Origin of the sequence: Lysobacter enzymogenes, from assembly GCF_017355525.1 — a bacterium.
Lineage (GTDB): Bacteria > Pseudomonadota > Gammaproteobacteria > Xanthomonadales > Xanthomonadaceae > Lysobacter > Lysobacter enzymogenes_C.
The window spans coordinates 5,791,844-5,805,287 of sequence record NZ_CP067395.1; the positions used below are offsets into that span (position 1 = coordinate 5,791,844).

The 13,444-nt window shown below is 70.9% G+C and carries 13 protein-coding genes; 8 read left to right on the forward strand and 5 right to left on the reverse strand.

The features are described 5' to 3' along the window. Positions 1-441: 441 nt before the first annotated feature. Entirely contained in the window at positions 442-954 is a 513-nt protein-coding gene (locus tag JHW38_RS24555) for a tetratricopeptide repeat protein (protein ID WP_242691088.1), read from the reverse strand. A gap of 100 nt (positions 955-1,054) precedes the next feature. Then, a complete protein-coding gene (locus tag JHW38_RS24560; protein WP_428995275.1) occupies positions 1,055-2,692 on the reverse strand; it encodes a M48 family metalloprotease in 1,638 nt (545 codons plus the stop codon). Positions 2,693-3,020: 328 nt separating this feature from the next. On the opposite strand from JHW38_RS24560, the gene grxC reads away from it, so the two are divergent. The 5 genes from grxC to JHW38_RS24585 all read left to right on the forward strand — a co-directional run bounded on the left by grxC (position 3,021) and on the right by JHW38_RS24585 (position 7,326). After that, positions 3,021-3,305, forward strand: a complete 285-nt coding sequence (grxC, locus tag JHW38_RS24565; RefSeq protein WP_207523886.1) for a glutaredoxin 3 — start codon at positions 3,021-3,023, stop codon at positions 3,303-3,305. Then, positions 3,302-3,703: a carboxymuconolactone decarboxylase family protein gene (locus JHW38_RS24570; RefSeq protein ID WP_074863356.1), complete on the forward strand. Its 402-nt coding sequence runs from the start codon at positions 3,302-3,304 to the stop codon at positions 3,701-3,703. Before grxC ends, JHW38_RS24570 begins: the two co-directional genes overlap by 4 nt. A gap of 344 nt (positions 3,704-4,047) precedes the next feature. Beyond that, complete coding sequence (locus tag JHW38_RS24575) at positions 4,048-5,061, forward strand: isocitrate dehydrogenase (RefSeq protein ID WP_207523887.1); 1,014 nt, start codon at positions 4,048-4,050, stop codon at positions 5,059-5,061. Positions 5,062-5,287: 226 nt separating this feature from the next. Beyond that, the gene (locus JHW38_RS24580; RefSeq protein WP_207523888.1) at positions 5,288-5,524 is read left to right on the forward strand and encodes a hypothetical protein; all 237 of its coding nucleotides are present in this window, start codon (positions 5,288-5,290) and stop codon (positions 5,522-5,524) included. Between the two features lie 452 nt (positions 5,525-5,976). Beyond that, positions 5,977-7,326, forward strand: a complete 1,350-nt coding sequence (locus tag JHW38_RS24585) for a Na+/H+ antiporter NhaC family protein (RefSeq protein ID WP_207523889.1) — start codon at positions 5,977-5,979, stop codon at positions 7,324-7,326. Between the two features lie 219 nt (positions 7,327-7,545). On the opposite strand, the gene JHW38_RS26125 is transcribed toward JHW38_RS24585, so the two are convergent. Next, positions 7,546-9,120, reverse strand: a complete 1,575-nt coding sequence (locus JHW38_RS26125; protein ID WP_428995276.1) for a transglycosylase SLT domain-containing protein — start codon at positions 9,118-9,120, stop codon at positions 7,546-7,548. Next, the gene (gloB, locus tag JHW38_RS24595; RefSeq protein WP_207523890.1) at positions 9,117-9,896 is read right to left on the reverse strand and encodes a hydroxyacylglutathione hydrolase; all 780 of its coding nucleotides are present in this window, start codon (positions 9,894-9,896) and stop codon (positions 9,117-9,119) included. The genes JHW38_RS26125 and gloB overlap by 4 nt, the downstream gene beginning before the upstream one ends. Positions 9,897-10,086: 190 nt before the next feature. On the opposite strand from gloB, the gene JHW38_RS24600 reads away from it, so the two are divergent. The 3 genes from JHW38_RS24600 (at position 10,087) to dnaQ (ending at position 12,305) form a co-directional block, all read left to right on the forward strand. Further along, positions 10,087-10,836 carry a methyltransferase domain-containing protein gene (locus JHW38_RS24600; protein ID WP_207523891.1) on the forward strand — a complete coding sequence of 250 codons (750 nt, stop codon included), beginning with the start codon at positions 10,087-10,089 and terminating at the stop codon, positions 10,834-10,836. Positions 10,837-10,992: 156 nt separating this feature from the next. After that, positions 10,993-11,463 carry a ribonuclease HI gene (gene rnhA, locus JHW38_RS24605; protein ID WP_207523892.1) on the forward strand — a complete coding sequence of 157 codons (471 nt, stop codon included), beginning with the start codon at positions 10,993-10,995 and terminating at the stop codon, positions 11,461-11,463. A gap of 107 nt (positions 11,464-11,570) precedes the next feature. Continuing rightward, on the forward strand, positions 11,571-12,305 hold the full coding sequence (dnaQ, locus tag JHW38_RS24610; RefSeq protein ID WP_207523893.1) for a DNA polymerase III subunit epsilon: 735 nt from the start codon (positions 11,571-11,573) through the stop codon (positions 12,303-12,305). Positions 12,306-12,422: 117 nt separating this feature from the next. Here dnaQ and JHW38_RS24615 read toward each other — a convergent pair whose 3' ends face one another. Further along, positions 12,423-13,127 (reverse strand): PP2C family protein-serine/threonine phosphatase, encoded by a 705-nt coding sequence (locus tag JHW38_RS24615; RefSeq protein ID WP_207523894.1) that lies wholly within the window; start codon positions 13,125-13,127, stop codon positions 12,423-12,425. Positions 13,128-13,444 lie beyond the last annotated feature (317 nt).

Here is a 13,444-nt window from a genome sequence, read left to right on the forward strand (position 1 = left end):
ATTGTCCCCCAGGCCTTGTCGCCCGTGTGTGCACGGGCGGGCGCGATCGCCCAAGCGGGGCGGGGACTTGCGTCGGCGGGCGGGGATTTCGGCAGCGTTCGGCGCGAGATCGGCGACGTGGCGACTTTGGCGGCCAGGTTACATCGCCGTGGCAGCCACGCGGCGGCGCGGCGACCGTTTCGGGACGCCGGGCGGGCCTGTATTCGGGCTAGGCGCAGCGCTGCGGCCGGACGGTTCGATATCGCGCCGTATGGTCGCGCCGGCCGAGGCCGGGCTGCCTTGGTTCAGACGCAACGAAGGGGCAAACCCACCCGGCGATCCGCGAAATCGGCCGATCCGGTCAAGCCGGCGGAATGCCACGCCCGCGGACAGCGGTCTGCAAGGTGTCGCGGATCGGGTCGCGTGCGCGGAGCGAGAGCGTCCTCAGACACCCTCGGGCGCTCACCACTGCCCCGATGCCGGTGGGCGCAGCCGGGTTTTCAGGAAATCGAAGTACTTGGGCGAATCTTCGGCGAAGATCTCCGCACCGCCGCCCATGTACGCCCGGGCCAGCTCATCCGCGGCCCGGTCCAGATGGCCGAGTTCGAACTGGCACTGGCCAAGCCGCAAGTGCAGGAATGGATTGCCGATCGCCTCGGGGAAATGCATCGCGGTGGTCAGATTGTCGCGCCCGGCCTGGAAGTCGCCGGCGAGGAAGTTGGCGTCGCCGACGGCGGCGAGTATCCAGGTGCCTGCGTCCCAGTCGGTCTTCGGCTCAGGCAACAGGTCGAAGGCCTGCCAATACCGGTCCAGCGCTTCGGCAAAGTGCCCGTCCTTCGCTAGTTCGTCGCCTTGAGCGCACAGTCGCTTGATCTGCGCGTGGATCGCGTCGTCCAGCGCCGGGGCGGCCTGCGCCGGTTCGGCGGCGCGTGCGGCCGGCCTGTCTTGCTTCTTCTTGAACCAGCCGAAGACCATCGTGCGTTCCCTGTGTGTTGCGCCAGTGCATCGCCCCGGCCGCATTTTGGTCCCCATCGCTGCCGTAGCGGCGCCCGTGGCGCCCGCGCCCGGCGCGGCCTTACTGCTTGCGCAAATCCTCGTCCCGCACGCCCTGCCGCTTGAGTTCGAGCACCGTCGGGGTGATCGCGGCGATGCGCGCCTCGATCCGGGCGCGGGCGTAGTAGTCCAGGTCCGGCTGGCGCTTGAGGTTGTTGAGCTGGACCAGGGCCTGCTCGGGCCGGCCGCGCAGGTAGGCGGCTTCGGCGTAGGCCTCGCCGGCGCGGACCTTGTCGCCGGCGATCTCGCAGGCGCGAGCGAAGCTCTGCTGCAGCAGCGGGTCGTCGGAATACGCGCCCAGCAGCGGCCGCAGCACCGCCTGCGCGCGCTGGCCGGCGGCGGCGGTGGCGCGGTCGTTGAGGACCTTGGCGTAGCTCAGCGCGACCGCGCGGTTGTTCGGGCTCTGCCGCAGCAGGCTGTCGAAGCGGGCGTCGGCGGCGGCGTGCTTGCCGGCCTGGGCCTCGGCTTCGCCCATCGCCAGGCTCAGCCACAGCTGGCCGGGATGCTTGCGCAGCAGTTCGGTCAGGGTGTCGCTGGCGGCGGCGGTCTGGTTGCCGCGCAGTTGCGCCAGGGCCAGGCCGTAGCGCTTGGCGTCGGTGTCCAGGCCGAGCTTTTCGTACTCGCGCAGCGCATCGCGCGGCGAATTGGCGCTGAGTACCCGGGTGCGCTCGCGCGCGTACTCGAACACGCCGGTGCCGCCGGCGCTGAGGCCGGCGTCGCTGAGCTTGATTCCGTTCGGCAGCAGCGGATTGTCGGTGCCGGCCGCGTTCGGCGGCAGGGTGAACGGGGTCTTCGGGATGCGCTCGACCAGGGTCGCGTTCGGCGTGGCGGTGATCGCGGTGATGCTGTTCTTGGCCGCGATCTGCTCGGCGCGCTCCTTGGCTTCGCTGATGCGGGTGGTGGTGACCGGGTGGGTCATCAGGTAATCGGGCGTCTCGCCGTACCAGTTGGCCTTGTTGCTGCGGGTCGCCAGCTGCATGCGCTGGAAGAAGCCGGCCATCGCCCCGGTGTCGTAGTTGCTGCGGTACAGGGTCTGGATGCCGATGCGGTCGGCTTCGGATTCGTTCGAGCGGGTGTAGTTGATCTGGCGCTGCTGCATCAGGCCCAGGCCCGAGGTGATCGCGGCCATGGTCGCGTCGTCGCTGGAATTGCCGCCGGCGCTCTGCGCGGCGACGATCGCGCCGAGCATCGCCAGCAGGATCGGCAACTGGTCGCGCTGGGCGCGCTCGACCCCGCGCAGCACGTGCTGCTGGGTGACGTGGGCGATTTCGTGCGAGAGCACCGCCGCGACTTCGTCTTCCTTCTCGGCGGTCAGCACCAGGCCCGAGTTGACCCCGATGTAGCCGCCGAGGGTCGCGAACGCGTTGATCTGGCGCTCGCGCAGCATGAAGAAGGTGAAAGGCTGGCGCGGCTTGTCGCTGTTGGCGGCCAGGCGGGTGCCGAGGGTGTCGAGCCAGCTGTCGATCAGCGGGTCTTCGAGCAGGTAGTCGTAGTGACGCAGCTGCGCCAGCATCATCGAGCCGTATTCGCGCTGCTTGGCCGGGGTCAGCAGTTCCCCGGCCGAGGAGCCGATGTCGGGCAGCTTGCTCTCCTGCGCGCCGGCGCAGACGCTGCCCAGGGCGAGAGTGACGGCGGCGGTGAGCAGGGCGATGCGGCGCAAGCGGGATTCCTCGGTGGCGTCCGCGCGGGCGGATGCGGAAAGACGGGCGGAACAGGATCAACGTTACGGCGGCCGGTACGGGGTCGAGCGTCTCGCCGCAGCGGCCCCGGCAGGATGCCGCCGGGCGGCGACGAGGGCGTGAACCCGCGGTTAATTCCGGCCGCGACCTCGCCCACCGCGTCCGCCCGCGCCACCCTGCCGTGCGCCCGCGACCCGACGCAAGCGTATTGCGCCGCGACGGACTGCGTTCCACCGGCACGCTTTAAACTGCCCCGGCGAGTGTCCATATCCGACACCAGCCCCTTCCCGAAGTTTCCGGAGAACCGTTTTGAGCGACACCGCCTCCACCCCGACGCCGGCGATCGTGATCTATACCACCGCGATCTGCCCGTACTGCGTCGCCGCCAAGAATTTCCTCAAGAGCAAGGGCCAGACCTGGAGCGAGGTGCGCATCGACCTGGATCCGGCCGAGCGCGAGAAGATGGTCGCGCGCACCAAGCGCACCAGCGTGCCGCAGATCTTCGTCGGCGACACCCATGTCGGCGGCTACGACGACATGATGGCGCTGCACCGCGCCGGCGGCCTCGAGCCCCTGCTCGCGGGTGGCGCATGAGCGGCGCCGACGAGCAGGCGCAGAAGGACCGCGTCGCCGAATTCACCGCGTTCCGCAAGCGCATGAACGAACGCATCCTGGCCGAGCCCAACCAGGTCGTGCGGCGTTTCTTCGCCCTCGACACTCAGACCTATCAGGCCGGCGCGCTCGACGTGAAGACCAAGGAGCTGCTGGGCCTGGTCGCGTCCCTGGTGCTGCGCTGCGACGACTGCATCAGCTACCACGTCGCCCAGTGCAAGGAAGCCGGGGTGAACCGCGACGAGATGTTCGAGACCTTCTCGGTCGGCCTGGTGGTCGGCGGCTCGATCGTGATCCCGCATTTGCGCCGCGCGGTCGATTTCCTCGACCAGCTCGAAGCCGGCGAATCGGCGGCGCCCGCCGCCCACGACCACGGCTGAGCCCTTGTAGGAGCGGCGCGAGCCGCGACCGCGCCAGCGCAACTACTACGAAACTCCCGCAGACCGGCGCCACGCCGGTCTCGCGGTTTTGGAAGACCCGGGCGCTTCGGGCTTGCGTCGCAGCCGCAATGGCGCGGTCGCGGCTTGCGCCGCTCCTACAGGGGCGGCGGCCGGGCTTCACTCAATCGGGCGGGTTGGCCCCGTTCACCGCGATCCGGCCCGGCCCAGTACGGCCGCGAATGCAGGCCGGGGCCGCTTCCGGCATAATTGTGCGGTTAACACCGTTCGATTCGTGCGCCGGGCCACAGCGCCGGCGCCCGCCCTACTGCTGGAAGAATTCCCTCATGACGCAAACGATTACGGTCATCCGTGGCGACGGCATCGGCCCGGAGATCATGGACGCCACCCTGCACGTGCTCGACGCGATGAACGTCGGTCTGAGCTACGAGTTCGCCGACGCCGGCCTCGTCGCCCTGGAAAAGCACGGCGAGCTGCTGCCCGCGGCGACCATGGATTCGATCCGCAAGAACCGCATCGCCCTCAAGAGCCCGCTGACCACCCCGGTCGGCGAAGGCTTCAGCTCGATCAACGTCGAACTGCGCAAGCGCTTCGACCTGTACGCCAACGTGCGTCCGGCCAAGTCGTTCCCGAACACCAAGTCGCGCTTCCCCTCGGGCGTGGACCTGATCACGGTGCGCGAGAACACCGAAGGCGCGTACATCGGCGAAGGTCAGACCCTGTCGGAAGACGGCGAGACCGCGATGCTGACCCAGAAGATCACCCGCCGCGGCTCCGAGCGCATCGTCCGCTACGCCTTCGACCTGGCCCGCAAGACCGGCCGCAAGAAGGTCACCGTGGTGCACAAGGCCAACATCCTGAAGTCGACCTCGGGCCTGTTCCTGAAGACCGCGCGCGAAGTGGCGCAGCAGTATCCCGACATCCAGTGCAACGAGATGATCGTGGACAACACCTGCATGCAGCTGGTGATGCGTCCGGAGCAGTTCGACATCATCGTCACCACCAACCTGTTCGGCGACATCATCTCCGACCTGTGCGCCGGCCTCGTCGGCGGCCTCGGCCTCGCGCCGGGCGCCAACATCGGCACCGATGCGGCGATCTTCGAAGCCGTGCACGGCTCGGCGCCGGACATCGCCGGCAAGGGCATCGCCAATCCGTGCGCTTTGCTGCTCGGCGCGGCGCAGATGCTCGACCACCTCGGCCAGCCGGACAAGGCGACCAAGCTGCGCGAGGCGATCATCGCCACGCTCGAAGCCAAGGATTCGCTGACCCCGGACCTCGGCGGCGACGGCAATACGATGTCGTTCGCCAAGGCCATCGCCGGCCGCGCGGCCGCCTGAGCCGACGCGACGCCAGCGATGCACCGCGACGGGGCGCCTCAGGGCGCCCCGTTCGTTTTTGCGGCGCGCCGCACGCCCGTGCGCGGCGCGCGGCGCTAGGCTCCTGCGGCGAGATCGGACAGGTCGCCGTCGACTGTCCGAAGGGGCCGCGCCTGTTCCTGTGCATCGCCGCGCAAGCGGCGGCGACCCCGCATTCCGGCGGTCAGGTTCGCATCGAGGAAGGTCAATGAAGATCAGGAAGATGAAAGGCCGGGTGTTGGCGCTGCTGGCGATCGCGCTGATGGGCGCGGCCGGCACGGTCGCGGCGATTCCGGCGCCGGGCACTTGCACCGCGGCCAATCAGGGCCAGCGCGTGCGCGAGTACAACTCGGACAACAGCTCGCGCATCTACATGTGCGACGACGGGTTTTGGCAGACGTATGCGATCTGCGACAAGTACGGCCGCTGCATCGTGGTGATCTGAAGCCGCGCGGGCCCAAGCGGCCGCGGTGGTTTCGACGGGGCGCCTTCGGGCGCCCTGTTTGTTTTTGGGGATGGGGCGGCCCTCACCCCAACCCCTCTCCCGCAAGCGGGAGAGGGGCTTCAAGCAGGTGCGTCGCTTGCTGTCCCTTCTTCCGCTTGCGGGAGAAGCTGCCCCGAAGGGGCGGATGAGGGCAGCCACCCTGCGCAGCATCTGGCTGGCCCGTTCCCCGGCCCGAACGCACAGCGTTCGGGCGTTCGGTGGCGCGCGAGCCAGTGGCTCGCAAACGCGCCCCTCACCCCGCTAGCGGGAGAAGGTGGCCCGAAGGGCCGGATGAGGGCCTCCGGCGCCCCAGTCAGCATTTATCCCGCCACAGCATTCCACCCCCGGCACTCGACAGAACTGTGTGCTGCACTGCAAAATCGCACGGTTTTCAAATCCATCTGGATGAAGCGATGAATGACTCCCCGCGCCCGGGCGCGCCGATCGCCCCGAGCGCCCTGGCCCTGACCCCGCTGCTGCTGTTCCTGGCGCTGTTCTTCGGCGCCGGGCTGTACTTCACCGCGCACGGCGACGCGATGGGCTTCTACCAGCTGCATGCGCCGGTGGCGATCCTGCCGGCGCTGGCGCTGGCGGCGTTCATCGCCTGGCGGCGCGGGATCAAGCCGCTGCAAACGCTGCTGGACGGCATGGGCGACCACAACGTCGTGCTGATGTGCCTGATCTTCCTGCTCGCCGGCGGCTTCGTCGAAGTGTCCAAGGCGATCGGCGCGGTCGACGCGATCGTCGCGCTCGGCGTCGGCAACGTGCATCCGGCGCTGCTGCTGCCGGCGCTGTTCGTGGTCGCGGGCTTCATCTCGCTGTCGCTGGGCACCTCGATGGGCACCATCGCCGCGGTCGCGCCGATCGCGCTGGGCGTGTCCGACGCGTCGGGCCTGGACCGCGCGCTGGTGCTCGGCGCGGTCATCGGCGGCGCCACCTTCGGCGACAACCTGTCGGTGATCTCCGACACCGCCATCGTCGCCAGCCGCACCCAGGGCTGCACGATGCGCGAGAAGTTCCGCGAGAACCTCAAGCTGGCCCTGCCGGCGGCGTTGGGCACCCTGATCTTGCTCGGGTTCCTCGGCGAAACCGCGCCGGTGCAGACGCCCGACCCGGTGTCGCCGTGGCTGATCCTGCCGTACCTGATCGTGCTCGGCCTGGCCATCGCCGGCGTCGACGTCATCATCGTGCTGAGCCTGGGGCTGGTCATCGCCGGCCTGTTCGGGGTGTTCTTCGCCGAGGATTTCGGCTTCGCCGCCTACACCACCCACATCTGGGACGGCTTCGAGAGCATGGTCGAGATCACCTTGCTGTCGCTGCTGGTCGGCGGCCTCGGCGCGCTGATGAAGGCGGCCGGCGGGCTGGCGTGGCTGGCCCAGGTGATCGGCAAGTTCGCGCGCGGGCACCGCAGCCGCCGCGCCGGCGAGGTCAGCATCGCCGCGCTGTCGGCGACCACCGACGTGTTCACCGCCAACAACACGGTGGCGATCCTGATCAGCGGCGGGCTGGCGCGCGACGTCGCGCAACAGCACGGCGTGCCGCCGGCGCGCGCGGCCAGCGTGCTCGACATCTTCGCCTGCGTGACCCAGGGCGTGCTGCCGTACGGCGCGCAGATCCTGCTGGCGGCGTCGCTGAGCAAGGTGTCGCCGCTGCAACTGGTCGGCAACGTGCATTACAGCTGGCTGCTCGGCGCGGTGACGATCGTGGCGATGCTGTGGCCGTCGCGCAAGGCGAAGGCGACCGAAGCGGCGGCGGTTTCGTAATCCCTGCGACGCCGCGACGATCGCCGCCGCCGGGATCGTTGTGGGCGGTGTTTCGGCCACGGGGCTTTTGCGCCGGCCCGCGACGTCCGAGCGCGAAGCGTCGCGACTGAAGTCGCTCCCACACGCGCGGACGTTGTAGCGCCAGAGGATCGACGCGTTCGCCGCAATAACGAAAAAGCCCGGCGATGCCGGGCTTTTCGTCGCCGGGCTGGACGGCGCTTACTTGCGCTTGCCCGCCGGCGAATCGATCAACAGCGACTGCCCCGGCTTGAGCACCGCATTGGCGGCCAGCCCGTTGCGCTTGAGCAGATCGGCCGCGCGCACGCCGTAGCGCTTGGCGATGGTCCACGCGTTCTCGCCGCGGCCGACGGTGTGCTTGCGCGGCGCGGCGGCGGCCTGCGCGCGCTGCGGTTTGGCCGGGCGCGCCGCGGCTTCGGCCGGGCGGTCGTCGTCGACGGAGCCGAAGGTCGACGCGGCGTTGTCGCGCGACGCCGCCGAGGCGATCGGCTTCGCGTAGTCTTTCGCCGCATCGCCGGGCTTGTTCGCAGCGACGGGCTTGGAATCGTTCCTGGCCGCGTCGCCCGACGGGTTCGCCGCGAGGGATTTGGCATCGATCTTCGCCGCATCGCCCGGCTTGGCACTGGCGAAGGTCTTGGCGTCGCCTTTGCCCGCATCGCCCGGTTTCGCGCTCGCCAAGGATTTCGCCGCGTCGGCGGATCTGGCGTTGGCGGCGGTCTTCGCGTTGGCATCGGCGGGCGGCAAATCGCCGGATGCGGTCGCCAGTTCCGGCGTCGTCGCCGCCGGCGCGCCGACCGCGGTCGCGGCGACCGCCAGCAACGGCGCGCGGCGGCCGCCGGGGCGGCCGATGCGGCCGTCGCCGAACACCGGGTTCAGGCGTTGCAGCCAGGCCGCATCCTGGTCGGTGCGCGCGGCCCATTCGCCGACGCTGTCGACGCCGTCGGGCACGGTCACCGCGGCCAGCCGCGGCACCGGGCGATCGAGCGCGCTCAGCCATTCCTCGCGGTCGTCGGCCTGTTCCATCAGGCACGACAGCGCGTGCAGCTTGCGCACGTAGGCGGTGGTGATGTCGGACAGGCCGGTCAGCTGGTCGTGGCGGGCGTCGGCGATGTTGACGCCGGCGCGCTTGATCGCGTTGAACACGCGGTACTCGCCGGCGTTGTAGGCCATCACCGTCAGCCGCCAGTCGCCGCCGAACATGCCGTGCAAGGTCTTGAGGTAACGCACCGCGGCCTGGGTCGATTCCACCGGCGACAGGCGGCCGTCGTAGCCTTCGCGCATCGGTACGCGGTGGTTGCGCGCGGTCATCGCGATCATCTGCCACAGCCCGGCCGGGCCGGCGGCGCTGCGCGCGCCGGGGCGGTAGCCGCTTTCGACGAACGGGATCAGCGCGTATTCGGTCGGCAGGTGGTTCTCGCGCAGGGCGTCGACGACGTAGCCGAACAGCGGCAGCAGGTCGTCGTCCTTGCTCGCCAGGCGCTTGGGCGCGTTGGCGAAGTGCTGGCGCCAGCGGGCGCTGACGCCGGGTTCGCAGCTCGGGTCGGCGAGGCCGTCGCGGAAGCGTTGGTAGATGTCGCGGCCGTTGCGGGTCGCGGCATCGGCGCCGGCCGGCGCGTCGGCGGCGGACGCGACGCCGGGCGCGGCGGCGAGCCAGCACAGGCCGGCGGCCAGGGCGGCGAACAGCGCCCGGCGCGGCGGCCGTGCAGCCGATGCCGCCGTGCGCCGGGGCGCGGCGGCGTCGCCCGCGCCCGGCGCGCTGTGGCCGGGCCCGCTCACGCGCGGAACCCGTCCTTCCATAGCCGCAATTCGGCGAAGGTCTCGACCTCGTCCGCCGGCGCCCGGCCCAGGCGCGCGGCGACCGCGGCGATCACCGCCGGCTCGCGGCTGCGCAGGAACGGATTGGCCGCGCGCTCGTCGGCGAGGCGGCTGGGCAGGGTCGGTTGTCCGGCGTCGCGCATGGCCTGGGCCTGTTGGTAGCGGCGTTGCAGCGCCGGGTTGTCGGGTTCGACCACGCGCGCGAACGCGGCGTTGGACAGGGTGTATTCGTGGCCGCAGCAGATCCGGGTCGGATCGGGCAGGGCCGCCAGCCGGCTCAGCGAGGCCAGCATTTGGGCGGGCGTACCTTCGAACAGGCGGCCACAGCCCAGGCTGAACAAGGTGTCGCCGGTGAACGCCACCGGGTCGCCGTCGGGGCCGGCGTCGAGCACATAGGCGATGTGGCTGCGGGTGTGGCCGGGCACTTCCATAACCCGCAGGGCGTGCCCGGCGGCGTCGAAGCGGGCGCCTTCGATTAGCCGCTCGGTGGCTTCGGCGATGCGCTCGTCGTGCGGCGAATACACCGGCATCTGCGGCCAACGTTCCAGCAACGCCGCGGTTCCGCCGATATGGTCGGGGTGGTGGTGGGTCAGCAGGATCGCGGCCGGGCGTAGTCCCTCGGCGGCCGCGGCCAGCACCGGCCCGGGCTCGCCCGGGTCGACGATCAGGGCGCCGCCGTCGCCGGACAGGGCCCAGATGTAGTTGTCGCTGAGGGCGGGCAAGGCGAGCAGCCGCATCGAACCGGTTCTCCTGGCAGCGCCGGTTCCGCTGGCGCACGCGCGGCGGGGACGCCGCCGCAGTAGGCTGGGCGGCGCCGGAGGCGATTCGCGCCGGCACCGTGGTGGTCTTACCGTAGTGTTCCCGCTGTATCCATCGCTCGGCTCCGGACCCGCCCTTGCGGTCCCGGCCCCCTACCGAGAGGCGACCATGCCCGCGCTGTCCCACGGACGTCAACCCGACCCCGGTCCGCGACCCGGCGCCGCGACCGGTCCCGGCCAGGCCCTGCGCTGGTTCGGCGAGGTCTCCGGCCACGGCCTGCTGGAGGTCGAATCCGGCGCGATGGCGCGGGTGCTGGCCGCCAGCCCGACCTTGCCGTGGGCCTGGTTCGGGGTCGCCGCGGCCTCGCCGCCGCACGGCCGCGGGGTGGCGCTGCGGCGCAGCGTCGACGGCTTCGACGGCGCCGTGCGCTGCCGCCTGCCGCTGCCGCTGGCCAGCGAGGCGTTCGGCGCGGTGCTGTTGCAGCACGTGTTCGACGACGGCGCCGACCCGCTGCCGCTGCTCGGCGAATGCGCGCGCATCCTCGCCCCGGGCGGGCGGCTGTGGTTGGCCACGCTCAATCCCTGGAGCCCGTACCGGCTGCGCTGGGCGCGCAGCGGCCTGCGCGCGCGCGATGCCGGGCACTGGCAGGCGGCGCTGCGCAGCTCGGGCTTCGCCGCCGACCCGGTCAGCCTGCAATGGCTGGGCCCGCGCTGGCGCGAGGCGCACGGCGAGGTCGGCGTCGGCGCCGCCGACGTGCTGCGCGCCGGGGTCGCGCTGACCCTGACCAAGCGCGTGCACGCGGCGATCCCGCCGCCGCGCCTGCAGCAACTGCGCTGGCAGACCGGGCTGGTGCCGCGCGACGCCGCCGCCCAGCGCGGCACGGCCGCGGCGCGCGAGCGCGAGGACGGCGCGGACTGAGCGTCGGCGGCGCGTGCGGCAGTGCGGCCCGGGGTCGGCAGCGGCCGGGTCGGCGCCGCTCGCGCCGCGAACCGTCGCGCCGCAGTCGCCGCTTCGAACAACAGCCGCCCGAGAAACTGGCGATAATGCGCGGCCGTTCCCCATGAGTAGCGTTGCGTGAGCCAAACCGATTCGGGCGCCGACAAGACCGTGTCCATCCATACCGACGGCGCTTGCCTCGGCAATCCCGGTCCCGGCGGCTGGGCCGCGCTGCTGCGCTACAAGGGCCACGAGCGCGAGCTGTCCGGCGGCGAAGCGGACACCACCAACAACCGCATGGAGCTGATGGGCGCGATCATGGGCCTGGAAGCGCTGACCGAGCCCTGCCAGGTGGTGCTGACCACCGACTCGCAGTACGTGCGCAAGGGCATCACCGAGTGGATCGGCAACTGGGCGCGGCGCGGCTGGAAGACCGCCGGCGGCGACCCGGTCAAGAACCGCGACCTGTGGGAACGCCTGCACTCGGCCAGCCAGCGCCATTCGATCGACTGGAAGTGGGTCAAGGGCCACTCCGGCCAGCCGGAGAACGAGCGCGTCGACACCCTGGCGCGGCTGCAGGCCGAGCGTCTGCGTCCGTACCGCCCCTGAGTTTTCCGCCGCGCCCGGCCTGCGCGTCTCATCGCGCGGCTGTGCGCGACCGGCGCGTTCGCCGCCGCGGCGGCGCCCGCCGCATCGCCTCCGGCTAGAATCGCCCCATGCGTCAGATCATCCTGGATACCGAAACCACCGGCCTGAGCTGGGAGCGCGGCAATCGCGTGGTCGAAATCGGCTGCGTCGAGTTCGTCGAGCGCCGTCCCACCGGCCGCACCTACCACCAGTACATCAAGCCCGATTGCGACTTCGAGGCCGGCGCGCAGGAAGTCACCGGCCTGTCGCTGGAGCGGCTGGCGGGCGAGCCGCGCATGGAGGAAGTGGTCGAGGCGTTCCTGGCCTTCATCGAAGGCGCGGAACTCATCATCCACAACGCGGCCTTCGACGTCGGCTTCCTCAACAACGAGCTGTCGATCTGCGGCGCGCAGTACGGCAAGCTCGGCGATCACGTCACCGGCATCGAAGACTCGCTGCTGATGGCGCGCCAGCGCTTCCCCGGCCAGCGCAATTCGCTGGACGCGCTGTGCAAGCGCCTGGGCGTGGACAACTCGCACCGCCAGCTGCACGGCGCGTTGCTCGACGCCCAGATCCTCGGCGAGGTCTACATCGCGCTGACCTCGGGCCAGGAGGAGATCGGCTTCGCCGATCCGGCCGCGTTGGCGGCGCAGGTCGAGCGGGTCGCGGTGCAGGTCGACCTCAGCGCGCCGCGTCCGCGCGTGGTGGTGCCGGCGCAGGAACTCGCCGCGCATCAGGCGCGGCTGGAGAAGCTGCGCAAGAAGGCCGGCAAGTGCGTGTGGGATCTGGTCGATCCGCCGGTCGCGGTGGCTGCGCAGGTCTGAGCGCGGGCGAGGGCGGTTGCGTCCTCGCCGGCGCCGTCGGCACGCAGCGAGGCTTGCGCCGGCGGTCGCGGTGGCGCGGTCGCGGCTTGCGCCGCTCCTGCAGGGAGCCCTGCGGCTTTAGTGGCTGCGCACCAGGACTACGGTGATGTTGTCCGAGCCGCCGCCGTCGAGCGCCGCGGCGACCAGCGAATCCACGCATTCCTGCGCGCTGCAGTCGTTGTGCGCCAGCACCCGCGCGATCGCGCGGTCGTCGACTTCCTCGGTCAGCCCGTCGCTGCACAGCAGCAGTTGCATGCCCGGGCGCAGTTCGCCGGTCATGGTCTCGACGTTGAGGTTGCGCGGGTCGGTCACGCCGAGCGCCTGGGTCACCACGCTGCGGTGCGGGTGGCTGCGCGCCTGCTCGTGGGTGATCACGCCGTTGGCGATGAGCTCCTGCACGTAGCTGTGGTCCTGCGACAGCTGGGCCAGATGGCCGTCGCGCCACAGGTAGACCCGGCTGTCGCCGACCCAGGCGACCTCGAAGCGGTTGCCGTTGATGCGCGCGGCGACCACGGTGGTGCCCATCGGCAGGGTGTCGTTGCGCCGGCGCGAGGTGCGGATGATCTCCTCGTCGGCGATCCGGATCGCCTGCGCCAGCGCGGCGCCGCCGCGCACTTCGCGCACGATCACCTCGCGCGCCAGCGCGCTGGCGACCTCGCCGTACTCGTGGCCGCCCATGCCGTCGGCGACCAGCCACAAGCCCAGCTCGCTGTCGCCGTAATAGGTGTCTTCGTTGAGTTCGCGGCGCAGGCCGACGTGCGTGAGGTGTCCGAATTCGATCATCTGCCGGTCATGCCATTCGCGTCGTCGGGATCGCCACTGAAGAGGTATACGGAATCATCGCGAGCGAGCGGCCGGGCGGCAAGAAAGCGTGATCCCTGCAGCGTTTCATGCATGAGCGGCGATGAAGGCCGCGTGTGCGTGCGTCGCGCTTCGAGCATGACGCGTCGCCGCCGCGATTGCGAGATTCGCCCGCTGCGGCAAAACGCTCGGTGAAGGCGCGCGGCGAACGCTGTCCGCCTGGGGCTCGCTGCAGCGATGGCGCGGTGCGTGGCGCATGGGCGAAGCCGGTGGCGGGGAAGGGGCGATGCGCGCGCCGA